This window comes from Stenotrophomonas sp. YJH_SMC_54 (assembly GCF_059368435.1).
The window spans coordinates 209,558-233,553 of sequence record NZ_JCAFRS010000003.1; the positions used below are offsets into that span (position 1 = coordinate 209,558).

16 protein-coding genes are annotated in these 23,996 nt (G+C 65.8%); 14 read left to right on the forward strand and 2 right to left on the reverse strand.

What is annotated here, in order from left to right:
• Window positions 1-148 precede the first annotated feature (148 nt).
• The 8 genes from AC5P5S_RS05060 (at window position 149) to AC5P5S_RS05095 (ending at window position 13,537) form a co-directional block, all read left to right on the forward strand.
• Complete coding sequence (locus AC5P5S_RS05060; protein ID WP_005410870.1) at window positions 149-1,426, forward strand: citrate synthase; 1,278 nt, start codon at window positions 149-151, stop codon at window positions 1,424-1,426.
• 292 nt (window positions 1,427-1,718) lie between these two features.
• Complete coding sequence (locus AC5P5S_RS05065; protein ID WP_087802371.1) at window positions 1,719-2,726, forward strand: hypothetical protein; 1,008 nt, start codon at window positions 1,719-1,721, stop codon at window positions 2,724-2,726.
• Window positions 2,727-3,244: 518 nt separating this feature from the next.
• The gene (locus AC5P5S_RS05070; protein WP_231336630.1) at window positions 3,245-3,754 is read left to right on the forward strand and encodes a CS1 type fimbrial major subunit; all 510 of its coding nucleotides are present in this window, start codon (window positions 3,245-3,247) and stop codon (window positions 3,752-3,754) included.
• A gap of 50 nt (window positions 3,755-3,804) precedes the next feature.
• The gene (locus AC5P5S_RS05075) at window positions 3,805-6,531 is read left to right on the forward strand and encodes a TcfC E-set like domain-containing protein (RefSeq protein ID WP_065183876.1); all 2,727 of its coding nucleotides are present in this window, start codon (window positions 3,805-3,807) and stop codon (window positions 6,529-6,531) included.
• Window positions 6,528-7,661, forward strand: coding sequence for a CblD like pilus biogenesis initiator family protein (locus AC5P5S_RS05080; RefSeq protein WP_087802366.1), 1,134 nt, complete (start codon window positions 6,528-6,530; stop codon window positions 7,659-7,661). Before AC5P5S_RS05075 ends, AC5P5S_RS05080 begins: the two co-directional genes overlap by 4 nt.
• Before the next feature lie 16 nt (window positions 7,662-7,677).
• Window positions 7,678-8,385, forward strand: a complete 708-nt coding sequence (locus tag AC5P5S_RS05085; protein ID WP_087802362.1) for a pilus assembly protein — start codon at window positions 7,678-7,680, stop codon at window positions 8,383-8,385.
• Window positions 8,386-8,452: 67 nt separating this feature from the next.
• Window positions 8,453-12,724, forward strand: coding sequence for an ESPR-type extended signal peptide-containing protein (locus AC5P5S_RS05090; protein WP_231336629.1), 4,272 nt, complete (start codon window positions 8,453-8,455; stop codon window positions 12,722-12,724).
• A 69-nt stretch (window positions 12,725-12,793) separates the two neighbouring features.
• Window positions 12,794-13,537 carry a hypothetical protein gene (locus tag AC5P5S_RS05095; RefSeq protein WP_062605734.1) on the forward strand — a complete coding sequence of 248 codons (744 nt, stop codon included), beginning with the start codon at window positions 12,794-12,796 and terminating at the stop codon, window positions 13,535-13,537.
• 386 nt (window positions 13,538-13,923) lie between these two features.
• Here the strand turns inward: AC5P5S_RS05095 and AC5P5S_RS05100 are convergent, their stop codons facing one another.
• Together AC5P5S_RS05100 and AC5P5S_RS05105 are read right to left on the reverse strand one after the other, a co-directional pair.
• Window positions 13,924-14,568, reverse strand: coding sequence for a hypothetical protein (locus tag AC5P5S_RS05100; RefSeq protein WP_231336628.1), 645 nt, complete (start codon window positions 14,566-14,568; stop codon window positions 13,924-13,926).
• 451 nt (window positions 14,569-15,019) lie between these two features.
• Window positions 15,020-17,443, reverse strand: coding sequence for a penicillin-binding protein 1A (locus AC5P5S_RS05105; RefSeq protein ID WP_012481143.1), 2,424 nt, complete (start codon window positions 17,441-17,443; stop codon window positions 15,020-15,022).
• A 219-nt stretch (window positions 17,444-17,662) separates the two neighbouring features.
• On the opposite strand from AC5P5S_RS05105, the gene AC5P5S_RS05110 reads away from it, so the two are divergent.
• The 6 genes from AC5P5S_RS05110 (at window position 17,663) to AC5P5S_RS05135 (ending at window position 23,989) form a co-directional block, all read left to right on the forward strand.
• Window positions 17,663-18,721 carry a pilus assembly protein PilM gene (locus AC5P5S_RS05110; protein ID WP_005410860.1) on the forward strand — a complete coding sequence of 353 codons (1,059 nt, stop codon included), beginning with the start codon at window positions 17,663-17,665 and terminating at the stop codon, window positions 18,719-18,721.
• A complete protein-coding gene (locus AC5P5S_RS05115; RefSeq protein ID WP_005414347.1) occupies window positions 18,721-19,593 on the forward strand; it encodes a PilN domain-containing protein in 873 nt (290 codons plus the stop codon). The genes AC5P5S_RS05110 and AC5P5S_RS05115 overlap by 1 nt, the downstream gene beginning before the upstream one ends.
• Window positions 19,590-20,246, forward strand: a complete 657-nt coding sequence (locus AC5P5S_RS05120) for a type IV pilus inner membrane component PilO (protein ID WP_005410857.1) — start codon at window positions 19,590-19,592, stop codon at window positions 20,244-20,246. Before AC5P5S_RS05115 ends, AC5P5S_RS05120 begins: the two co-directional genes overlap by 4 nt.
• Window positions 20,247-20,272: 26 nt before the next feature.
• Window positions 20,273-20,776, forward strand: a complete 504-nt coding sequence (locus tag AC5P5S_RS05125; RefSeq protein ID WP_043035665.1) for a pilus assembly protein PilP — start codon at window positions 20,273-20,275, stop codon at window positions 20,774-20,776.
• Window positions 20,777-20,797: 21 nt separating this feature from the next.
• Entirely contained in the window at window positions 20,798-22,765 is a 1,968-nt protein-coding gene (locus tag AC5P5S_RS05130; protein ID WP_005410855.1) for a type IV pilus secretin PilQ, read from the forward strand.
• A gap of 198 nt (window positions 22,766-22,963) precedes the next feature.
• Complete coding sequence (locus tag AC5P5S_RS05135; protein ID WP_005410854.1) at window positions 22,964-23,989, forward strand: AAA family ATPase; 1,026 nt, start codon at window positions 22,964-22,966, stop codon at window positions 23,987-23,989.
• Window positions 23,990-23,996 lie beyond the last annotated feature (7 nt).

Sequence of the window (23,996 nt, forward strand, 5' to 3'; positions counted from 1 at the left end):
TGGCTGCCTGTCGTATACGACTTCTGTCTAGCGCCGGGCAAATGCTGCTGTGCGATAATGACCTGATCCCCGGCACAGGCCGAGGACGTCATTCACGTGCCTGACCAATGCGCTTGGGCAGGCGCCTTCCCATGAAGGAGCGCACACAGTGTCCGATCTTGATCAGGTCACGCTCAACGCCGGCGACAAGTCGGTCGTTCTGCCCGTCATCAAACCCACCCTTGGCAACGACTGCGTCGACATCGCGAAGCTGACCAAGGAAACGGGGTTCTTCACCTACGATTCCGGCTTCACCGCGACGGCCAGCTGCAAGTCCGCCATCACCTACATCGACGGCGACAAGGGCGTGCTGCTGTACCGCGGCTACCCGATCGAACAGCTGTCGGAAAAGTCGAGCTACGTCGAAGTGGCCTACCTGCTGATCAACGGCGAGCGCCCGAGCGCCGAGCAGCTGAAGGCCTTCACCGATGAGCTGACCGCCGAAGCCAACGTCGATGAGTCGATCAACACCCTGATCGGCAGCTTCGCCAAGGATGCCCATCCGATGGCCATCCTGGCCGCTGCAATCGCGCAGCTGTCGGCCATCTACCACGACTCGCTGGACCTGTCCGACGCCGAACAGCGCCGTCAGGCTGCCGTGCGCCTGATCGCCAAGGTGCCGACCCTGTCGGCGCTGATCTACCGCCACGGCAAGGGCCTGCCGGCCAACAAGCCGGACACCTCGCTGGACTACGTCAGCCGCTTCCTGAAGCAGACCTTCGAGTCGGCTGACGGCCAGTACGACCTGAACCCGGACGTGGTGAAGGCGCTGGACCTGCTGTTCATCCTGCACGCCGACCACGAGCAGAACGCCTCGACCTCGACGGTGCGTCTGGTCGGTTCGACCGGTGCCAACCCGTACGCGTCGGTTGCTGCGGGTGTCACCGCGCTGTGGGGTCCGGCCCACGGTGGTGCCAACGAAGCCGTGCTGAAGATGCTGGAAGAAATCGGCAGCGCCGACAACGTCGAGTCCGCCGTGGTCAAGGCCAAGGACAAGACCTCCGGCTTCCGCCTGATGGGCTTCGGCCACCGCGTCTACAAGAACTTCGACCCGCGCGCCAAGGTCATCGGCGAGATGACCAGCAAGGTGCTCAAGCAGCTGGGCGTGCAGGATCCGCTGCTGGACGTGGCCGTGAAGCTGGAACAGGCCGCCCTGCAGGACGAGTACTTCGTCGCCCGCAAGCTGTACCCGAACGTCGATTTCTACAGCGGCATCATCTACAAGGCGCTGCAGATCCCGACCGAAATGTTCACCGTCATGTTCGCCCTGGGCCGTACCTCCGGCTGGGTCTCGCATTGGCTGGAACAGCAGGTTGATCCGGAAATGAAGATCGGCCGTCCGCGCCAGGTCTACACCGGCAGCGACGTGCGCGACTACCAGGGCTGATCGCCCCGCGTAGGTTGTGCCGAGAACGCCCCGCATCCGCGGGGCGTTTTTTTGGAGCGGACCTGGTAGGTGCGGACCGTTGGTCCGCACGATTTCGGCGCCCGCGAAAAATCATCCACGCACGGCGTGGATCTACCACCGCAACCGCCTTCGGTAGGTGCCAACCTTGGTTGGCACGCGCTTCACCGCGCCAAGACCGCGTGATTCAAGGGTCTCGCCAGCTTCACAAGCGCTCGCGCAGCCTCAGGACGCCAGCTGCATCCGCAGCACCTGAAATGGAGCGTCCATCCCGATGAGTACCCGATTCGACCCACCCGAGCGCGGACCGCTCGGCCCTGACGTCACCGCCCCGATCGTCGCCCCTCCCAGCGAAAGCGCCGTTTCCTGGGGCGCGATCTTCGCTGGCGCCACCGCTGCCGCTGCACTCTCCCTCATCCTGCTGATCCTCGGTGTTGGCCTCGGCCTGTCGTCGGTGTCGCCATGGTCGTTCGAAGGCGTCAGCAAAGAGACCTTCAGTTGGTCCAGCATCATCTGGCTCACCTTCACCGCATTGGCCGCGTCCGGCCTGGGTGGCTATCTGGCGGGCCGCCTGCGTACCAAGTGGACGCAGATCCATGGCGATGAAACCTATTTCCGCGATACCGCGCATGGCTTCGTGTCGTGGGCGGTGGCCACGCTGCTGACCGCGGGCCTGCTCACATCGGCCATCGGTGGCGTGCTGGGCGCCGGCGCAAAGGTGGCCGGTGCCGCCGCAGGCGTTGCCGCATCCTCGGCCAGTGTTGCCGCAGCGGGCGCGGGCAGCACTGCTGCGGCGGCCCCGGAAGGCGACCTCAACTACTGGGTGGATTCACTGTTCCGCAGCACGACCAGCGCAGGGCCGACTGATCCTGCAGCGCCGCCGCCGGGTGCACCGATGGATCCGAATGCCGCCCCGCCGCCGCGCCCGATGCCGGGTAATGGCCCGATGGGCGACCGCCGCGAAGTTCGCGCCGAAGTGAACCGCATCATCGTCAACAGCCTGCAGGGCGATGGCCTGGATCCGGCCGACACCCAGTACCTGGCGCAGCTGATCGCGCGCGAAACCGGCATGAGCCCGGCCGAAGCGCAGGCGCGCGTGACCGATGTGCAGACGCGCATGCGTGCGGCGCTGGAGAAGGCCAGGAACACCGCCAAGCAGGCCGCCGACGATGCCCGAAAGGCGACCGCCTATGCCGCGTTGTGGCTGTTCATCACCCTGCTGATCGGTGCGTTCTTCGCCAGCCTCAGCGCCACCTGGGGCGGCCGCCGCCGCGATCTGTAACCCGCCTTCCACGCAAGGAGACCTGCAATGAAAATGATTCTGCTCTGGTTGTTGGGCGTACCGATTCCGCTGCTGATCCTGTACGCGATCTTCTTCTGATCGTGCGCCAACGCGATGTCTCATCAGGCCGCCGAAGGGCGGCCTGATGCCATCCAGCAGATCCACGCCATGCGTGGATGACCCGCTGTAGAGTCGAGCCGTACTCGACTCACGCGCGCAGCGTGTGTGCTTCGCGCAGTATCGGAAGAGCAGTCGACTAACAGCCGACTCTACAAACCCAAGGCAATGAGGTTTATTGCATTCAAGCAGTGAGGGAGTTTGCATAACCCTCAAACATTGAGCGCCTTCAAGAATCCTCCTTAACCTCCAACGTTTTAGGAATGCTTGAATGGCCTGCATGGCAATGGATTCCTAACATTCTCTCCGTCGCCCGCAACCACCTCTGCGGGCGGCGCCTCCCTCCCTTTCTCCTTAGGGGAGGGGGGCTTTCATATTCCCCCTGTCCGAGAGAGACACCCATGCACGCCATTATCAAGAAGGCCGCGCTCGCTGCAGCGCTGGCCACTGCTTCGCTGTCCGCGCACGCCGTGGAAACCAAGATCTCCGTCTACGCCGACGTCGACCCGACCCTGGCGCTGCTGCGCGATGACGGCACGCCGCTGCCGGACATGGTCACCCTCACCCACGACCCGCTGCGCGGCCTGATTCCGAACACGCAGCGCGTGCGCATCCACTCCAACGATGAAACCGCGGATATCGAAGCCCGCATCGATGGCAGCTTCTTCCTGGCCAACGAGACCGGCACCGTGACCGTGCCGATGACCATCAGCCTGAACAACCGCGCGCTGGGTGCAGCCGCCATCGAGTACAAGGCCGCTGACCTGTTCAACGGTGCGGGCTCGACCCCGGGCGCCTCGATCTCGATGCCGCTGACCATCGCACAGACCACGCCGGCGCCGATCCTCACCAAGGGCGCGTACAGCGGCCTGGTCAACGTCGTGCTGAACCAGAAGGCGGCTACGCCGTAATCCCCCGCGCCGGCCCGCATCCCGGGCCGGCCGCTTGCAGCGGTGCCCCCATGACCCTACACGCCCCCGCCGTCACCCGGCTGGCGGTCGCGCTCGCCCTGGCGTTGTCCACTCCGCTGGCGGCCGCGCGCGGCGTCCCGCCCGGTTTTGAAGATCTGGTCGAAGGCCAGACCGAACAACTCGACATCCAGCTGTTCGGCCGCTCGGCCGGGCTGTCGCCGGTGCGCGTGACCCTGGAGCACGTGCAGCTGGAAGATCCCGCGCGCGTGCTGCAGTCACTGGACCTGCCTGCCGAGGCGCAGGCCGCCCTGCTGCCTGCGCTGTCGCAGCCGCTGCCGCGCAACAGCCATCTGGCCTGCCGCTTCGGTGGTGCCAGCGCCGGCTGCGGCTACATCGATCCGCCGGAAGCTCCCGACGAGGTGCGCGCGCTGTATGACGAAGGCGAGGGCGCGGTGCGCTTGTTCGTGGCGCGCCAGTGGATTCCCGGCAAGCCTGCCGCCGAGCGTTTCCACACGGTCACCGCCAATGCCGAGAACGCGTTCCTGCATCAGCAGACGCTCAACCTCAGTGGTGGCCGTGACTACCAGTCGCTGTCGGCACGCGGCGTCGGCACGCTGGGCCTGTTCGATCGCGGCCACCTGTCGGCCGAGTGGTACTACAACCAGCAGCGCTATCGCAGCCACAGCGACGACGATTTCCAGTTCGACAACGTCTATTACCGCCACGACCTGGGGCCGGCGCACTACCTGCAGGCCGGGCGCATGGACCGCCGCAACCTGTCCAGCCCGCAGGGCGGCACTTTCAGCTTCAGCATGCTGCCGCTGGACCGCTTCCAGGGCGCACGCCTCGGTACCACCCAGGCCTATGTGGACACCGACGCGGCGGTGCAGGCCAGCCCGCTGACCGTGCTGCTGGCGCGCGATGCGCGGGTGGACGTGTTCGATGGCGAGCGCCTGCTGCAGACCTTCTACCTGCAGGCCGGCATCAACCAGATCGACACCCGCAATTTCCCGTTCGGCAACTACCTGGTGCGCATGCGCATCTACGAGGACGGTGTGCTGGTGCGCACCGAGGAGGCGCCCTTCGACAAGGGCGGCGACTGGACCAACAGCCAGTGGCAATGGTTCGTGCAGGGTGGCCACCGCAACGAACGCCGCAGCGATGCTTTCGATGGCGAGCGTATCGCGATGGCCGGCGTGCGCGTGCCGTTGGGCCGCGACGCGGCGATGACCGCCGGTGCCGCCACGTTCGGCGGGCACCGCTACGGCGAGCTCCGCCTGGACCTGCGCAGGGTGATGGCCACGCAGGAAGTACGCGCCACCTTCAGCGGCATGCGTGGCAGCGACGGCAGCAACGGGCAGCAGCACCAGCTGTCGTACCGGCGCACGGCGTCGTGGAATCTCTACCAGCAGCGCATGCGTGGCAAGGCCTGCCAGTTCGAGGCCGAGGCGCGCGACCAGTTGGGGTGCACCAATGCGCTCAGTGGCTCGATGTCGCTGCCGCTGGCGGGCGGCAATGTTTACGTGGGCTACACCCGGCGCCAGACCTGGCGCACCGGCTGGCACCGGCCGGAGTTCGAGCAGGATCCGTCGTTCGGGCTTGAGCCGCTGTTGCCGCCGGGGCCGTTGGAACCGCGCCGCGAGCCGTTGCTCAGCCGCACCTGGCAGGCCAGCTTCAGCCGCAGCCATCGCTGGCAGGATTTCAGTGTCTCCACGCGCGTGGGCGTGTGGCGGCAGAACAGCACCGACAGCGTGCGTGGCAGCACCGAGCGCGACCGTGGCATCTACGTCAACCTCAGCCTGAGCCGTCGGCACCGCAGTGCTGCCGGCGATGGACAGCGCCGCTATGCCGTGGATGTGCGCCAGCCGCAGCATCAGCGCCCGGCGATCGACTACAGCATTGGCCAGAGCCTGCGCCAGGAACTGGATACACAGTACCGCGAGCTGTCCGCCGAGCTGCGCGCCAACAACAACGAGCGCTACAGCGCTTCACTGGGTGGCCAGCTGCAGAATGGCATCGGCCACACCAGCGCCAGCGTGGCGCGCTACCAGCAGCGTGGCCGCAGCGAGACCGGCTACAGCGGCGCACACAGTTCCGGCTTCGCGCTCGGCCGTCGCGGCTTCTACTGGAGCGGTGCCAACGGCGCCGACGCCGGCCTCGCCGTGCAGGTGGCCGATACCGATGACGCCGACCTGCGCGGCGTGGCCGCCGAACTGCAGGTGGGCGGGCTGCGCAGGCAACGCCTGCAGATCGGCGAACGCCGATTGCTGCCGCTGCCGGCCTATCAATCGCAACGTGCCGAAGTGCAGGACGCCAGCACGCTGGACAGCGTCGCCGCCATCCGCGTGACCGGTGTGGGCGGTGCACGGCCGATGTTCCTGACGCCCGGCAAGCTGATGCGCATGCCGGTGCCGATCGAAGTGACCTACACCTTCATCGGCCATGCCCGTGACCTGGCCGGTGCGCCGCTGGGCGGCGCCCGCATTCTCAACGCGCCGGTGCCCGGCACCAGCGCCAACGGCGGCTTCGTTGCCGATTTCCCGCGTCGCGAAACGACGCTGTACCTGTTGCAGGACGACCGCCTGCTGCACTGCCCGCTGCAGGTGCGCGAGCGCCGCCAGGTGGTGCTGCTGGTCGGTGCCGTGCACTGCGAGCCGCTGGCCGTGGCCCAGCTGCCGGCCGAAATCCGCCAGCAGGCCCGCGTGACCCGCCTGCTGCAGGAACGCGCGTTGATTGCCGCCACGCCCCGGACCGCTGCTGCAGGAGGTACGCCATGAACCGGCGTTGGATGTTCGTGTTGATGCTGGTGTGTGCGCCGGTGCTGGTGATGCCGCGGGCGTGGGCGCAGTGGCCGCCAGAAACGCATCCGGCCGACCAGAGCCGGGACATCGTGATGAGCTGGGATCGCTCGGCGGTACCCGGTGATGTGGAGTTGTGGGCGCCGCGGACGGTGCTGGGATTCAGTCACGACCTGGCGCTGAAGTATGGGCAGATCCATGTGGTTTGTGAGTCTGCTTCTGACAGTGAATTCGGTCGGTGCCCTCTTGATGGTGAACCGGGAGTGTCACTTGGCAGTAGCAATGTCGATCTGCTGTTCGTGGAGCAGAGGACTGGCCTACGTAGCGAACTTCGGGCGCAGGGATATTTACAGAGAGTCATGTCGGATTGGGTTTGCGCTATCGACTACTGGGACACGCTCAGAAGGCAGTTGAATGCGTCGTTCTGGTACATATGCAGTTCCGGACAGCCAGTTGGTACAGGCGTATATCTGGAAATCCCAGCGACCGAGCTCTCCAGACTCGTCGCAGGCCACTGGAAGGCCACGATGCGCCTGAACATCAAGGCCGACCCCGCCGCAGCACCCGTCGCCACAGCCACCTTCAACTTCGATTTCACCGTCACCGACTACGACGCGATCTCGATCTACTTCCCGACCTTCGACACCGTCGCGCCGCTGGTCAATCTCGATCTGCGCTACGACCCCATCCAGAAGGTGGTGGGTGGCAGGAAACAGCTGGATATGTGCCTGTACGACGGCCTGGGTTCGCAGAGCGAGTACCTCGACGTCACGGTTCGCGACAGCGGTCCACGCCCACCTGCGGGATCGGACTTCTCGCTCTGGCACCGCGATGGCGGCAGCGATGCCAGCCAGCGCCTGGACTACCGGGTCCACCTGGACTACGGCGGCCATCGCCTGGCGATGAAGCACAACGTCAAGCAGCAGCTGCGCGGCATCGACAGCGCACAGCTGCGGCTGGTGATGCTGCCGGGCATCAGCCAGCCGGTGTACTGCGTGCCCACGCCGCTGACCCTGGAAACACCGCCCACCCCTATCGCCAGCCAGCGCCCCGGCCTTTACGAGGGCGAGCTGACCGTGGTGCTGGATGTCCCTACTGCCAAACCCTGATCCCGAGGAGCCTGCCATGAAGAAGCTGCTGTTCTGCCTGCTGCCGGTGAGCGCCCTGCTTGCCGTGCCGGCACACGCCAACCTTTCCATTCACCCGATGCGCGCAGCGGTGGATGCCAAGCGCGGCACCCAGATCCGCGTGTACTCGCAGTCGACCATTCCGCAGTACGTGCAGACCCGCCTGCGGCGCATCGTCAACCCCGCCACGCCTGCCGAAGAAGAACAGGAGATGGAGGCCTCGGATGCGGCGATTGCCATCACCCCCGGCAAGTTCGCACTTTCCGGCGGCGGCAATCGCCTGATCCGGGTGATTCCGCTGCAGCAGGTCCAGAAGGAAACGGCCTACCGTCTCTATTTCGAAGGCGTGCGCGGGCCGGATGACGCTCCCCTCGAAGACGGCGAAGGCGCACAGGCAAACATCGGCGTCAGCCTGGTCTGGGGGGCGCTGGTCAACGTCACTCCCGACGACGGTGTGGTGGACCTGCGCCTCCAGGACAACACGGTGCACAACACCGGCACGCTGCGTGTCGGAATCATCGGCGCCGAGGAGTGCACGGCGGCGGGCGCCTGCACGCCACACCCCGTGTCGCACAGCCTCTATCCCGATGCCGCACTGACGCTGCCGTTCCAGCTTCAGCCGGGCAACTCGCTGCAACTGCGTTACCGGCTCACCCGCGATGGCTATCGCGAACACGTGCGGACGATCGAACCGACGGCGACCTGAACCCGCACTTTGCCCGCCCCGTGCCCGGCACGGGGCTCACTTTCCTTGTCCTGTTAAGGAGAAACACATGAATCGAATCCATCGTCGTATCTGGAATCACGCCAAAGGCTGCTGGGAGGTGGCCAGCGAGCTGACCAGGCCCTGTGGCAGGAAATCGAGCCGCGTAACCGGCGCCGGTGGACTGCTGATGGTCGCGCTGATGTTGGCGGGCGGAGAGGTGCACGCCAAGACCCGTTACTACATTGGGTGCGATCCCTTCAATCTGGGAAATGGCGAGTTTGTCTCCTGTTCACCCATCACAGGTCGCTATGACGACACCATGTTCGTCGGCTATGCACTGACCAACGGCCTGAACTCGCTTGGCTACGGTGCAGGCGTGAACATGAAAGGCGACAACACCACCGCATTTGGCATCGGTGCCCGGATAGACGGGCAGAACAGCGCCGCGTTTGGCTTCAAGGCGAGGACCAGTGGCGTCGATAGTGTTGCCTTTGGGTACAACGCCAGTGCCAATGGCGGCCACGCACTGGCAATGGGTGCGAACGCATACACCGGAGCACTTGGGGCTACGGCCGTGGGCAACGATGCTGCGGCCACCCGGCAGAACGCGGTGGCCGTTGGCAGCGGCTCCAGCGCGGAGAAGGAGAATGCAGTGGCGCTGGGTGCCAACGCGTGGTCCAACGGTGTGGATGGAGTGGCGCTTGGAAGCAGGGCACAGGTTGAGACCGGTGCGGGCACGGGTGGCGTCGCCATCGGTGGCGGTGCCCGTGCGGGAAGCCTGGGCTACACCGGTGCCATCGCCATCGGCGGTGAGAGCCGTGCCCTTACGGACGGCGTTGCCCTGGGCTATGCGGCGTCTGCGTCCGCACAGGGCGCCGTAGCCCTGGGTGTCCGCTCGGTGGCCACGGAAGCCAATACGGTGTCGGTAGGCAGCGCCTCGGTGCGCCGTCGCATCGTGAACGTGGCGGACGCCCGCATTACGGCCTCCAGCACCGATGCGGTCACCGGCAAGCAGCTGCATGCCATGAACGAGCGGGTTGACGGCATGATCAAGCAGGATTCCGCAGGCGGCATCGTACGCATCGCCCACAGCAACACCGGCACGGAAGTCAGCATGCGCAATGCGGTGCTGGCCACGCGCAAGGTAAGTGGCGTGTCCGACGGCGCGCTGACGACGACCAGCACCGACGCTGTGAATGGACGCCAGCTCAACACGACCAATGGCAATGTCACCAAGGCGCAGACCGCTGCGGATGCGGCCAAGGCTGATGCCAGCAAGGCGCTGGCCCAGGTCACCACGGTGACCGGCCTGATCAGCCAGGCTTCGTCCACCAGCAGTGTCCGCTTGGGCGAGAAGAACAGCGGTACCTCGCTGGATATCCGCAACAGTGCCAATGCCAACCGCAAGGTGACCGGTGTGGCCGATGCCACGCTAAGCACCTCCAGCACGGAAGCAGTGACCGGCAGGCAGTTGAACACGACCAATGAGAATGTTGCCAAGGCACAGACCGCTGCGGGAGAGGCCAAAGCTGATGCGAGCAAGGCGCTGACTCAGGTGGTGACGCTGGGCGGCCTGGTGGGGCAGGTGTCGGCAACCGGCAATGTCCGCCTGGGTGAGAAGAACAGCGGAACGGTGCTGGATGTGCGCAATAGCGCCAATGCGAACCGGAAACTGACCGGCGTGGCCGAAGGCGTGGTCAGCGACAGCAGCTTTGAGGCCGTCAACGGCAGGCAGCTCAATGCCACCAATGACAAGGTGGCGGCGGTGGAGAGTGTTGCCAGAACTGCGGGCACAGAGGCGGCGGCGGCAAAGACGGATGCAGCCAAGGCGTTGGTCGAGACCGCAGCGCTTGGCGGGCTGGTGGCACAAGTGTCTACGACTGGCAATGTGCGTCTGGGTGAGAAGAACGGCGGTACGACGTTGGACGTGCGCAACAGCGCCAATGCCAACCGGAGGATCAGTGGTGTGGCGGATGGATTGTTGAACGCCAGCAGCGCTGAAGCAGTGTCTGGTAAACAGCTCTACTCAACCAATTCACGGGTATCAGCTCTAGAGGACGTAAGTCAGTTCGTGAGCATCGGTGCGGCTCCTACCAGCGAACCTGCTGAGGCAGGACCAGTGGGTGTCGCTATAGGTAATTCGGCTAAGACAGGCAACGAGGGTGGGACTGCAGTCGGAACACACTCGAAGTCACTGGGTAGAAATTCGGTGGCCGTTGGACGTGCTTCAACGGTACATGAAGGTTCCGACAATGGCTTTGCCCTTGGGGCGGGCGCTGAGGTCGGTATTTCGGAGGGTGGTGCAAGGGGGGGGGTTGCGATTGGCGCTGGAGCGAAGGTTGGGAAAGGGGCGGATGGATCACTGGCGATCGGTGAAGGCTCGCAAGCGAATGAGGCTGGCGTTGCATCATTTGGAAGCGCAACTGCTTATCGCCGCTTAGTAAACGTTGCTCGAGGTGCTGCCGACCACAATGCCACTACCGTCTCCCAGCTCAAAGACTCCCTCGCTACCCTTGGCGGCGGAGCAGGCATGGATGCCAACGGCAACATCATTGCCCCGACGTACTCGGTGCAGGGCGGAACGCAGAACACCGTGCAGGACGCACTGATGGCGCTCGATGGAGCTGTCACCACCGCAGGCCGCCGTGCGGACAAGGTGGAAGGCCAGCTCAACTCGATCTTCCAGGATTCACCCTCGGCCCGTGGCGATGGCATGGACCAGATCGCACTGAATGGCGCGAACGGCATGGTGTTGACCAATCTGGCTGACGGTCGGGTGGCCCCTGGAAGCCGTGACGCCGTAACGGGAAATCAGCTGTACGCCGCAGAGCAGAAGATCTCGCAGAATCGAGATGATCTGGAGGCGATGCGCAAGGAGCGGGAGATGCGCGAGCGGGCGATGCGTGGATTCGATGCGGGCGGTCCGATCGATTTCGGCGGTGCGCGTTTGACTGGTGTGGCCGACGGCTCGCTCTCCACGGATAGTCGAGATGTAGTTACCGGGCGCCAGTTGTTTAGTGTCAGCGATCGGGTATCGCAGATTGAGGACCAGCACCGCTTCTTCAAGATCGATACAGACCAGCTTAGTGAAGGCGCGTCGGCTGGCTTCCTCGGAGTGGCAATTGGCGACTCTGCCCGAACGGGAGTTGACGGTGGAACAGCCATTGGCTCCTATGCAGCTGCGCTGGGGGTGAATTCGGTGGCTCTTGGACGTGGGTCTTGGGTTTCCGAAGATTCGAGTGGTGGCTTTGCCGTAGGAGCTGGTGCGCAGGTGTGGGAAAGCAACGGCATTGCCATTGGGGAGAGCGCTATGGTCCTTAAGGGTGCAGATAGCTCCCTCGCGTTGGGAGTTGGTGCAGTGGCAACTGAGAAAAGTACTGTTTCGTTTGGTAGCGGGAGCATTCAACGCCGCCTCGTAAACATCGCCAACGGCACCGCCAACCACAACGCCGCCACCGTCGGCCAGTTGCGCGGTGCGCTGTCCGCGCTCGGCGGTGAAGTCGATGCCAACGGCAACATCGTCGGCCCCAGCTTCACCGTGCAGGGCCAGTCCCAGTCCACGCTCAATGGTGCATTGGAAGCACTCGACGGCGCAGTGGTCAGCAACCGCTCGCGCGTGAACCAGGTCGAGTCGCAGCTGCGCAGCGTGTTCCAGGACACGCCCTCCGTCCGCGCCGACGGTCTCAACCAGCTCACCCTGGCCGGAACCCACGGCATGGTCATTTCCAACGTGGCCAACGGCCTGATCGCGGCCGGCAGTCGTGATGCCGTCAATGGCGGCCAGCTGCACTCGATGCAACAGCAGCTCAACGGCCGCATGGACGGGCTGGAGCAGCGCATCGATGCGCCGCAGCCGCAGGCAATGGCGGTTGCTTCGGTGCCGGAGCCGGAAGCGCCGGTGCCGCAGGCCGAAGGCGGCCAGCAGGTGGCGTCGGCAGGCGAGGGTGAGAAACCTGCACCGCAGCCGAAGACGAAGAAGGAGGACTCCCCGAAGCCCCAGGTCGATACCGCTGAACTGGAGAAGATGCTGGCCCGCGCCAACGAGTATACCGATGGCGCGATCAGCAACTTCGAGCGTCGCCTGGACAAGATGGACAAGCGCTTCAACCGCATGGCGGCGATGAGCAGCGCGCAGACCGCGATGGCGATGAACACCGCCGGCCTGGCCACCTACAACCGCCTGGGTGCGGGCGTGGGCTACAGCGAGGGTGAGTCGGCGATGGCGGTGGGCTACCAGCGCGTGCTGAACGAGAAGGGCTCGGCCACCTTCAGCCTCAATGGTGCGTTCACCAACAGCGGTGAGCGCAGCATGGGCGTCGGCGTGGGCATCGGCTGGTAAGCCATGCCGCCCCGGCGTAGTGCGCGTAATGAACCCCGCCGCGCCGGGGTCCTTGCCGAGGAGAAGGCAATGTACAGATGGGTAAGTGGAATCGTCAGCTATCGCACGTTCTATATCTGGCGGGCGCGCTATCGCTACTACACACGGAACCTGGATATGTGGACGCTGATGAGCGGGCTGTGCATCGCCGGTCTGCTGCTGGCGCTGTGGTACCTGTGGCAGATGCTGGGTGTGCCGCCGCCGCGCGTGCACCCGCAGGCAGCGGCGCTGCGCATCGACGGCGTCACCAGCGAGGCGATCCATCGCATCGTGCTGGTACGCCATGCTGGCCGCACGCCGGGTGCCCCGTTCACCACGCCGGAGGAGGTGCGGGCGAGCACGCTGCGCACGATGCGGGTACGCCAGGTGATGGACAGCGAAGTGGTGTGGCGGCTGAAAGCCGACATGCTGGCGGACATCGCCGACTACATCACCGCCACGGGTGGGTGCTTCCCTTACGACTGCCGGCGGGTCCTCGATCGATTGGACTACGTGCGCCAGGCGGGGGTTGAGAATGCGCAGATCAACGCGGCGCTGTCGACGATCCTGGAGGTGTCGCTGGATCAGATGCCGCCGTTGGAGGCAGACGAGCATGAGCGCGTGAAGAGTGGTTGGTCGGATGGGTTCAACGACATCTATGACCAGATCGGGTTGCTGCGGGGCCTGCAGGTCATGCATGCACAGATGATGCGGGAGTATCCGCAGCGAGCTCCTGCCCCGTGGTTGCCGCGGTTGTTAAGCGACCCGCTGCGCGATACTCGTTTTGTCTGGTAGTGGGAGCAAGATTGGCGTCATCTGCCAGCGCAGGTAGCGCAGCTTTTGTAGAGTCGAGCCGTGCTCCACTGCTCTCCGGCCAGCAATCGAAATGCCTGAAGCACAGTGCGGACCAACGGTCCGCACCTACCGAACACGGGTGCAGCGCTTCTGTAGAGTCGAGCCGTGCTCCACTGCTCTCCGGCCAGCAATCGAAATGCCTGAAGCACAGTGCGGACCAACGGTCCGCACCTACCGAACACGGTGCAACGCTCCTGTAGAGTCGAGCCGTGCTCGACTGCTCTCCGGCCAGCAATCGAAATACCTGAAGCACGGTGCGGACCAACGGTCCGCACCCATCACTGGCAGGTACCGCTGCGCTCGCCGGCCATGGGCCGGCGCTACCGTCATCCGCCGATGTACGCGCTGATCTCCGCTTCGGCCAGCACCTGCCGCAACTGCGCCACGGACGCACGTCGCATCGGCTTCTCATCCACCGGTGACAGTGGGGCCTGGCGCAGGGCGTCGTACGGCAGCACGGCCAGGTCGAAGGTCAGCTCCTCGGCACTGAACACCCACACCGGCACATCCAGGCTGCGCTCGCGATCCATGCGCAGGCGACGCGTCCGCGATTCGGCGGGAATGCCGTGTTCGTCCAGGAAGCGGTGCACGGCTTCCGGGTCGTCGCTGTGCAGGTGCAGCTGCACGGGGCTGTTGGCGTCGGCGGTGCCCTCCAGCACCGGGCCGGCCAGGCGCGGGGCGAAGCCGTGCAGGAACTCCAGCGCACGCATGGCGGCCTCGCGGCGGCGCTGCAGTTCGTTGCCATGTTGGGGGCCCGCGAAGAGCCGCTGGTATTCGCGCAGGGCGTCTTCGATCTCGGTGTTGCGGGGCAGGGAGGCATCGTCGTGGATGCCGAGCCGGCTGGCGGCCTTCAACTTGGCCTGGTGATAGTCGCGGATGCCGCCTTCGGCCATCAGGCGGGCGGCTTCGTGGGCGAGGCGGTGGCGCCGCTCGCGGGTCTGGCTGGCAGCATGCTGACGAGCGCGGTGCATGCGATGACTCCCTGTTGCGACCTGGCTACAGATTAGCGCACGGATGTGACATCTGCGTGGGTATGGCGCGGAGATGCCAACCAACGGTTGGCACCCACCAACGCTCTGGTAGGTGCCGACCTTGGTCGGCACGGGGCGCCAACCAAGGTTGGCATCTACCAGAGCAGCGCGGGACCGTGCCCGGCGGATGCATCGGTGCCAACCAAGGTTGGCACCCACCGACGCTTTGGTAGGTGCCGACCTTGGTCGGCACGAGGCGCGAACCAAGGTTGGCCTCTACCAGAGCAGCGCGGGACCGTGCCCGGCGAATGCATCGGTGCCAACCAACGGTTGGCACCCACCGATGCTCTGGTAGGTGCCGACCTTGGTCGGCACGAGGCGCCAACCAAGGTTGGCCTCTACCAGGGCCGCATCGGTGCCAACCCACGGTTGGCACCCACCGGACCGTTCCTCAGAAGATATCGAACGCGGCGGCGTCGGCCTGTGGCGTATTGAGGTTCAGGTCGTAGTCGGTCAGGCGGTCCATGTCTTCCACCTTCACCCATTCGGTTGCGCCGTTGAGCGTGGCCTGGACCATGCCGCTGGGCGGTTCGTTCTGCGCGACCGGGGTGTCCTTCAGCGCGGTGCGCATGTAGTCGATCCAGATCGGCAGGGCCGCCTTGCCACCGTATTCGCGGTAACCCAGCGAGCGGAAGTCGTCGCGGCCCACCCACACGGTGGTCACGTACGGGCCACCGAAGCCGGAGAACCAGGCGTCGCGGTGGTCGTTGGTGGAGCCGGTCTTGCCGCCCACGTCCTCGCGGCCTAGCACCTTGGCCTGCACGCCGGTACCGCGCTGGACCACGTCGCGCATCATCGATACCAGCTGGTAGGCGGTGCGGGCGTCGATCGCACGCGGAGCGGTGCGGGCATCGGGGTTGGCCGGCGCGGCCGGGGTTTCGGTCTTGGCTTCGGCCTTGGCCGCAGCGGCCGGGTCCACCTTCGGGGCCGGGGCGCCGAAGTTGAAGCCGTCCACCACCTGGTTGACCGGCTGGTCGCTGCTGCCGGCGCAGTCGCGGCAGGCCAGCGCCGGGTTTTCCTTGAACACCAGGTTGCCGTCGCGGTCATTGACCTGGTCGATCAGCCAGGTGTCCACGCGCGAGCCGCCGTTGGCGAACACAGCGTAGCCACGGGCCACCGACAGCGGGGTCAGCGAGGCGGTACCCAGCGACATCGACAGGTTCGGCGGCAGTTCGGATTCGGCGAAACCAAATTCGCTGATGTACTTGCGCGCGTAGTCCACGCCCATGCCGTCGAGCAGGCGCACCGAGACCAGGTTGCGCGACTGCACCAGCGCCTCACGCAGGCGCATCGGGCCGCGGAAGCCGCCGCCGTCGTTCTGCGGGGCCCAGGTCTTGCCGCGGCGGTCGCGGAACACGACGGGCGCGTCGAGCACGATCGAGGCCGGGTTGTAGCCCTTGTCGAAGGCCGCGGCGTAGATGAAGGGCTTGAAGCTCGAACCCGGCTGGCGACGGGCCTGGGTGGCGCGGTTGAACTTGTTGCCGGAGAAGCTGAAACCACCGACCAGCGCCTTCAGGGCGCCGTTGTGGGCATCGAGCGAGACCAGCGCGGACTGGCCGCGCGGGATCTGGTCCAGCAGCCACTCACCTTCCTTGGCACCGGCACGCACGCGCACGATGTCACCGCGCTGCACCAGCTTGCCCGGGGTCTTGTTGGTCCACTTGGCGGCACCGGCCGGCAGCACGATCTCGCTGCGGTTGGCCAGCACCACGGTGGCGCTGCCATCGGCGCCGGTGCTGGCGACGATCGCCGGCAGCAGGCCGGCCTGGCCGTACATGCCGCGCAGGTGCTCGGCCAGGGCGGCGGCGTCTTCGCCGGCACCCACCTGCACCTGCTTCTCCACGCCGTGCCAGCCGTGGCGGTGGTCGTACAGCAGCAGGCCGTCGCGCACCGACTGGTTGGCGGCGGTCTGCAGGGTGGAGTCGATGGTGGTGGTGACGTGGTAACCCTTGTTGACCACATCCCCGCCGAAGCGGGCGATCATTTCCTGGCGCACCAGCTCGGCCACGTACGGCGCGTCGACCTGCACCGGCGGCTCATGGGCGGTGGCGTGCATCGGCACGGCCTTGGCCGCGTCGGCCTCGGCCTGGCTGACGAACTTCAGGTCGGCCATGCGCTGCAGCACGTAATTGTCGCGGCGCTGGCGGGCGCGCTCCGGATTGGAGATCGGATTGCCCGAGGACGGGAACTTGGGGATGCCGGCCAGCGAGGCCATCTCGTCCAGGTCCAGCTCGTTCAGCTTCTTGCCGTAGTAGAACTCGGCCGCGGCGGCCACGCCGTAGGCGCGGTTGCCGAAGAAGCTCTTGTTCAGGTACAGCTCGAAGATCTCATCCTTGCTCAGCTCGGACTCGATCTTCCGCGCCAGCAGGATCTCGGCCAGCTTGCGGGTGTAGCTGTACTCGGAGCTGAGGAAGAACTGGCGGGCCACCTGCTGGGTGATGGTGGAACCACCCGGCACGCGCTTGTCGTTGGTGGTGGCCAGCAGCCACACCGCACGGCCGATGCCCATGTAGTCCACGCCGCCATGCTCGTAGAAGCGGGCGTCCTCGGTGGCCAGGAAGGCCTGCTTCAGGCGCTCGGGCACGTCCTTCATGGTGATCGGGGTGCGCCGGGTCTCGCCGAACACCGCCATCAGCTTGCCGTCGGCAGCATAGACGTACATCGGCTCCTGCATTTCCACGTCGCGCAGGGTCTGCACGTCGGGAAGCTTGGAGGACACAGCGTAGTACAGACCGCCCACGGCGGCCGCGCCGATCAGCGCCAGGACCAGGACAATCAGGAAGATCCAGCGCAGCCAGCGGCGGAGTCGAGTCATCGGGTTCAGATTCCGATTGCGAATTTCGTGGTCGCAGAGTATAGATTACGCAAGGTGGCGGCTGGGGTCGGCACCGGGGAGCGCAAGGGGAACAGTCAGGGGCTGCATCGTGAATCCGTGAGGAACTTCACAGCAGGGCCGTTGCCATTTGCTAAGAATACGTTATTAATGCTCGGGCGCAGGTCTTGCGTCCAAGTGCCCGTCGGCAGGGGAGAAACCGTGGGGCTCATCCCAAAAAGTCAGTCGCCGCTTGTAGGCGTCGACATCAGTTCGACTGCGGTAAAGCTTTTGCAGCTGTCCCGCAGCGGCAATCGTTTCCGTGTGGAACATTACGCTGTGGAACCTCTTCCGCCGAATGCGGTGGTAGAGAAGAACATCGTGGAAGTGGAGGCCGTGGGTGAGGCCATCCGCCGTGCGATGAACCGTTCAGGCAGCAAGGCCAAGCTGGCCGCTGCCGCCGTCGCCGGGTCGGCGGTGATCACCAAGGTGATCCCGATGCCGGCCGAGCTCGACGAGAACGACATGGAAGCCCAGATCGAGCTGGAAGCGGTCAACTACATTCCGTACCCGATCGAGGAAGTGAACCTGGACTTCGAGGTGATCGGGGCGATCCCGAACAACCCGGAGATGGTCCAGGTGCTGCTGGCCGCGTCGCGTTCGGAGAACGTGGAACTGCGCCAGTCGGCCCTGGAACTGGGTGGCCTGCAGGCCAAGGTGATGGACGTGGAGGCCTTCGCGGTCGAGAACGCCTACGCACTGGTCGCCAGCGAGCTGCCGGTGTCCATCGACGGCGTGGTCGCGCTGGTCGATATCGGCGCCACCATGACCACCCTCAACGTCCTGCGCGGCGGCCGCAGCCTGTACAGCCGCGAACAGGTGTTCGGTGGCAAGCAGCTGACCGACGAGATCATGCGCCGTTACGGCCTGAGCTACGAGGAGGCCGGCCTGGCCAAGCGTCAGGGCGGGCTGCCGGAAAGCTACGAGATGGAAGTGCTGGAGCCGTTCAAGGAAGCCACGGTCCAGCAGATCAGCCGCCTGCTGCAGTTCTTCTATGCAGGCAGTGAGTTCAACCGCGTTGATCACATCGTGCTGGCCGGCGGCTGCGCCGTGCTGGGCGGGCTGCCGGAAATGGTCGAGGAACAGCTGGGCGTGCCGACCGTGGTCGCCAACCCGCTGGCACAGATGACCCTGGGCCCGAAGGTGAACGCACATGCGCTGGCCCAGGATGCCCCCGCGCTGATGATCGCCACCGGTCTGGCGCTGAGGAGCTTCGACTGATGGCACGCATCAATCTATTGCCCTGGCGCGCCGAGCGGCGCAAGCAACGCCAGCGCGAGTTCTACGCAATGCTGGGCATGGCCGCGATCGGTGGCCTGCTGCTGTCGCTGCTGATCTGGTTCTATTACGACCGGCAGGTGAGCGGCCAGATGGACCGCAATGCCTATCTGGAAGCCGAGATCGAGAAGGTCAAGGAACAGAACAAGGAGATCGATCGCCTCGATGCGCAGAAGGACCGCCTGCTGGCCCGCAAGAAGGTGATCGAGGAACTGCAGGCCAAGCGCTCGCAGATGGTCCACCTGTTCGACGCGTTGGTGCGCACGATTCCCGACGGCGTGGTGCTGACCGCCCTGCAGCAGGAGGGGGACATGCTCACCCTCGAGGGACGCACCCAGTCCAATGCCCGCGTGTCGGCTTACATGCGCAACCTGGAAACCTCCGGCTGGATGACCAACCCGGAGCTGTCGATCATCCAGGCCAGCGCCGGAGACAAGAGTGCAGCCGGCCCGGTATCGGACATCAAGGCGCTGCCGTACATGTTCAAGGTCACGGTGAAGCTGCCGGCGCAGAGTGAAGAGACAGGCACTGCCGGTTTGAACGCGGATGGCAGCGTGGCGGCCGCCCCGGCTGCGACGCCCGCCGTGGCGCCGCTTGCCGCCGGCCCCGATGCGGCGGCCCCGGCTGCTGCACCAGCACCGGCCCCGGCCCAACCGGCGGCGGCCCCGGCCGCAGCACCCGCCAGCGCACCGGCGCCTGCACCGGCCAAGCCGAACCAGCCCGCCGCACCGGCCCCGGCCGCCAGGCCTGAGGGCAGCCGCCTGGCGCAGCCGCCGCAGGCCTCTTACGCCCCGCTGCAGGGGGACCGCGCATGAGCCAGAAAATCGATCTGAAGAACCTGGATTTCAACGACATCGGCAACTGGCCGCAGAAGGCCAAGATCGTCTTCTGTTCGTTGCTGGCCCTGGTCATCATGTTCGTTGCATGGATGCTGCTGATCAGCGGCAAGCGCGATGAACTGGCCAGCCTGGAATCGAAGGAAAGCGATCTGCGCACCGAGTTCTCCAAGCAGCAGGAACGCGCGGTGAACCTGGGGCCGCTGAAGCAGCAGCTGGCGCAGATGGAGCAGGTGCTGCAGCAGATGCTGCGGCAGCTGCCCAGCAAGACCGAAATGCCGGACCTGATCATCGACATTTCGCAGACCGCGCTGTCCAGCGGCCTGACCAGCCAGCTGTTCGAACCGGAACAGGAGCAGGTCAAGGAGTTCTACGCCGAGAAGCCGATCAAGCTGAAGATGGTGGGCAGCTACCACCAGTTCGGTGCGTTCGTCAGTGGCGTGGCCTCGCTGCCGCGCGTGGTGATCCTGACCATGCACGACATCAACCTGAAGCCGGCGGACAAGGCTGGCGGTGGTTCGCGTGCCGGTGCGCTGGAGTTGTCCGGCACGGTCAAGACCTACCGGTATCTCGACGAGACCGAGGTGCAGGAACAGCAGAAGGCTGAAGCCGGCAAGGAGGGCAGCAAGTGATCCGTTCCTTCTTTGCACGTTGCGGGATGGTCGCTGCCGTGTTGCTGCTGGCCGCCTGCGGCCGTGGCGTGACCAGCACGCCGGGCGACGCGCCGAATCTCGAGAAGTGGGTGGAAGGCGAACGTGCCCGGCCGGCGCAGCCGCTGGAACCGTTGCCTGTGATGCAGCAGTTCGAGACCTTCGAGTACTCCGCGCAGGGCCTGCGTGATCCGTTCACCGACGCCTGGACCAATCCGCAGGGGAATGGCGGATTGCGGCCGGATCCGAACCGGCGCAAGGAGCCCCTGGAGGGCTTCCCGCTGGACGCACTGGACATGGTCGGTACCATCGGCACCGGCGGCGGCACCGTCGCACTGGTGATGGGGCCGGACAAGGTGACCTACCGGGTGCGCCCGGGCGGTTACCTGGGGCAGAGCGACGGGCGGGTCACTGCGGTCTTCGAAGACCGTGTGGAGCTGATCGAACTGGTGCCGGATGGCGCGGGTGGCTGGCTGGAACGGCCGGCAACGCTCTCGCTTGAAGATCAATGATCGTTTACTGGGGATAGCACGATGACCTTTCACCAAGCCAAGGGGCTGCGTCCCAACCGGCGCTCTACCTTGAACCGTGTCAGCGCGTTGGGAGTCGCGCTGATGCTGGCCTGCGCTCCGGCGCTGGCCGCCGCACCGGCGGAGAAGCCGGTGGGCACCACCGTCGCACCGGCCGCGGCACCGGCCGGCCTGTCGGTGGCCAAGATCGATTTCAAGCGCGGCGATGATGGCGCGGGTCGCCTGATCGTGCAGTTTGACGGCCAGGGCGCGATCCCGGACCTGCGCACGCAGGGCAACAGCGTGGTGGTCGACGTGGGCAATGCCCGCCTGCCGGCCAACCTGCAGAAGCCGTTGAACGTCGTCGACTTCGCCACGCCGGTGCAGCGCATCGACGCCAAGCCGTCCGGCGCCGGCACCCAGCTGGTGCTGAGCACCGGCGGTGCGGTGGAGTCGCTGGCCTACCAGAGCGGCAACGAATACGTGGTGGAGATCAGCGCGCGGCAGGCTCCGGCCGCCGTCGGTGCAGTGACCGCCGGCAGCGTCACCCAGGCCGCAAAGGCCGTCGGCCAGCGTGGCTTCACCGGCAAGCCGGTGACCTTCAATTTCCAGGACGTGCCAGTGCGCACCGTGCTGCAGTTGATCGCCGAAGAGTCCAACCTCAACGTGGTGGCCTCCGACTCGGTGCAGGGCAATGTGACCCTGCGCCTGGTCAACGTGCCGTGGGACCAGGCACTGGACATCGTGCTGCGTGCCAAGGGCCTGGACAAGCGACGCGATGGCAGCGTGATCTGGGTCGGCCCGCAGGCCGAGCTGGCCAAGTTCGAGCAGGAGAAGGAAGACGCGCGCATCGCCATCGAGAACCGCGAAGACCTGGTGACCGATTACGTCCAGATCAACTACCACAGCGCCACCCAGATCTTCAAAGCCCTGACCGAAGCCAAGGGCATCGGCGGTGGTGGCGGTGGTGGCGCAGGTGGCGGTGGTGGTGGGTCGTCGCAGGAGGAGAGTGGCTTCCTGTCCGGCCGTGGCCGCATCGTTGCCGACGAGCGCACCAACACGCTGATGATCAGCGACATTCCGAAGAAGATCGCGCGCATGCGTGAGCTGATCAACGTGATCGACCGCCCGGTCGACCAGGTGCTGATCGAAAGCCGCATCGTGATCGCCACCGATACGTTCGCGCGTGAGCTGGGCGCGCGGTTCGGCATCAGTGGCAGCCGCGACAACGCCTACTTCAGCGGCAATCTGGAAGCCAACGAGGCAACCCGCAAGTCGCAGGTCGAAGCCAATGCGACCAACGCCAAGGCCTACCGCGACTGGCTGGCCGGTGGCAGTACGGGCCCGGCGCCGGTGCCGGTCGGCTCGGCAATCACCCGTGGCCTGAACTGGGCCATGCCGGCGGCGTCCACCAACCCGGCAGGCTCGCTTGCGCTGTCGATCCTCAATGCCGGCTACCTGCTGGACGTCGAGCTGTCGGCCATGCAGGAGGAGTCGCGTGGTGAAGTGATCTCCAACCCGCGCGTGGTCACCACCAACCAGCGCGAGGCCCTGATCAAGCAGGGTAAGGAAATCGGCTATGTGACCATCAGCGCCGGTGCGGGCGGTGTCGCTACGCCGAACGTGCAGTTCAAGGAAGTGGTGCTGGAACTGAAGGTCACCCCGACCATCACCAACGACAACCGCGTGTTCCTCAACATGCAGGTGAAGAAGGACGAAGTGGACCGGCTGATCCAGCTGGAAGGCTATGGCACCGTGCCGTCGATCAACCGCCGCGAAGTGAACACCGCAGTGCTGGTCGAGGACGGGCAGACCGTGGTCATCGGTGGTGTGTACGAGTTCACCGACCGCAACAGCATCAGCAAGGTTCCGTTCCTGGGCGATGTACCGTTCCTGGGCAACCTGTTCAAGAAGCGTGGCCGCAGCAAGGACAAGGCCGAGCTGCTGGTGTTCGTCACCCCGAAGGTGCTGCGCGTGGCCAGGCAGAACTGAGCCAGCGAACCCGCGACACGAACAAGGGCCGCCATGTGCGGCCCTTCTTCGTTCATGCCGGACGTAGTCCGCGGATGATCCGGTAGATCCACGCCATGCGTGGAGGAGAGGCCCGTTCAGCCGTTCTTGATGCCAATCGCAGGGCACCCTGCGATGATGTGGGGAACCCGTGCCGTCCCGCGCCGGTCAAAGGCCCCCATGAACCTGCCACCGCCGATGCCCGAAACCGTCTCGCCGCCGCCCGCGCCGGCCGCCTCCCGCCTGCATGGCGCCTTCAACCAGTTGCGCGACGCGCTGTCGGCCGAAATCGTCGGCCAGGCGGCTTTGGTCGAACGCCTGTTGATCGCATTGCTGGCCGACGGGCACCTGCTGGTGGAGGGCGCCCCGGGACTGGCCAAGACCACGGCCATCCGCGCACTGGCCTCGCGCCTGGAGGCGGATTTCGCCCGCGTGCAGTTCACCCCCGACCTGCTGCCGGCCGACCTGACCGGCACCGAGATCTGGCGCCCGCAGGAAGGGCGCTTCGAATTCGTACCTGGCCCGATCTTCCACCCGATCCTGCTGGCCGACGAGATCAACCGTGCGCCGGCCAAGGTGCAGTCGGCGCTGCTGGAGGCCATGGGCGAGCGCCAGGTCACGGTTGGCCGCCACACCTATGCGTTGCCGCCGCTGTTCCTGGTGATGGCCACGCAGAACCCGATCGAGCAGGAAGGTACCTTCCCGCTGCCGGAAGCGCAGCTGGACCGTTTCCTGATGCACGTACGCATCGGCTATCCGGACCAGGCCGCCGAATCGGAGATCCTGCGGCTCGCCCGCGAGCGTGCCCGTGGCGCCCTGGGCGAGGCGGCACCCGCACCGGAGAAGCTGCCGATGCAGGATGTGTTCGATGCCCGCCGCGAAGTGCTGGACCTGCACATGGCGCCGGCGCTGGAGCGCTACCTGGTCGAACTTGTGCTGGCCTCGCGTGATCCGTCGCGCTATGACGCCGGCCTCGGGCGCCGCATCGCCTGGGGCGCAAGCCCGCGTGGTTCCATTGCGTTGGAACGCTGCGCCCGTGCACGCGCCTGGTTGGCCGGCCGTGACTTCGTCACCCCCGACGATGTGCGTGCGGTTGCCGCCGACGTGCTGCGCCATCGCGTGCTGCCCAGCTACGAAGCCACCGCCGAAGGCTGGGATGGCGAACGCCTGGTGCAGGAGCTGCTGGCCCGGGTGCCGGCACCCTGAGCCCGCG

Coding starts and splice junctions, on each gene's coding strand:
- AC5P5S_RS05115 (WP_005414347.1), top strand. CDS start 18,721: ATGGCACGCATCAATCTATTGCCCTGGCGCGCCGAGCGGCGCAAGCAA.
- AC5P5S_RS05100 (WP_231336628.1), bottom strand. CDS start 14,568: ATGCACCGCGCTCGTCAGCATGCTGCCAGCCAGACCCGCGAGCGGCGC.
- AC5P5S_RS05065 (WP_087802371.1), top strand. CDS start 1,719: ATGAGTACCCGATTCGACCCACCCGAGCGCGGACCGCTCGGCCCTGAC.
- AC5P5S_RS05075 (WP_065183876.1), top strand. CDS start 3,805: ATGACCCTACACGCCCCCGCCGTCACCCGGCTGGCGGTCGCGCTCGCC.
- AC5P5S_RS05080 (WP_087802366.1), top strand. CDS start 6,528: ATGAACCGGCGTTGGATGTTCGTGTTGATGCTGGTGTGTGCGCCGGTG.
- AC5P5S_RS05130 (WP_005410855.1), top strand. CDS start 20,798: ATGACCTTTCACCAAGCCAAGGGGCTGCGTCCCAACCGGCGCTCTACC.
- AC5P5S_RS05105 (WP_012481143.1), bottom strand. CDS start 17,443: ATGACTCGACTCCGCCGCTGGCTGCGCTGGATCTTCCTGATTGTCCTG.
- AC5P5S_RS05120 (WP_005410857.1), top strand. CDS start 19,590: ATGAGCCAGAAAATCGATCTGAAGAACCTGGATTTCAACGACATCGGC.
- AC5P5S_RS05095 (WP_062605734.1), top strand. CDS start 12,794: ATGTACAGATGGGTAAGTGGAATCGTCAGCTATCGCACGTTCTATATC.
- AC5P5S_RS05085 (WP_087802362.1), top strand. CDS start 7,678: ATGAAGAAGCTGCTGTTCTGCCTGCTGCCGGTGAGCGCCCTGCTTGCC.
- AC5P5S_RS05090 (WP_231336629.1), top strand. CDS start 8,453: ATGAATCGAATCCATCGTCGTATCTGGAATCACGCCAAAGGCTGCTGG.
- AC5P5S_RS05070 (WP_231336630.1), top strand. CDS start 3,245: ATGCACGCCATTATCAAGAAGGCCGCGCTCGCTGCAGCGCTGGCCACT.
- AC5P5S_RS05125 (WP_043035665.1), top strand. CDS start 20,273: ATGGTCGCTGCCGTGTTGCTGCTGGCCGCCTGCGGCCGTGGCGTGACC.
- AC5P5S_RS05135 (WP_005410854.1), top strand. CDS start 22,964: ATGAACCTGCCACCGCCGATGCCCGAAACCGTCTCGCCGCCGCCCGCG.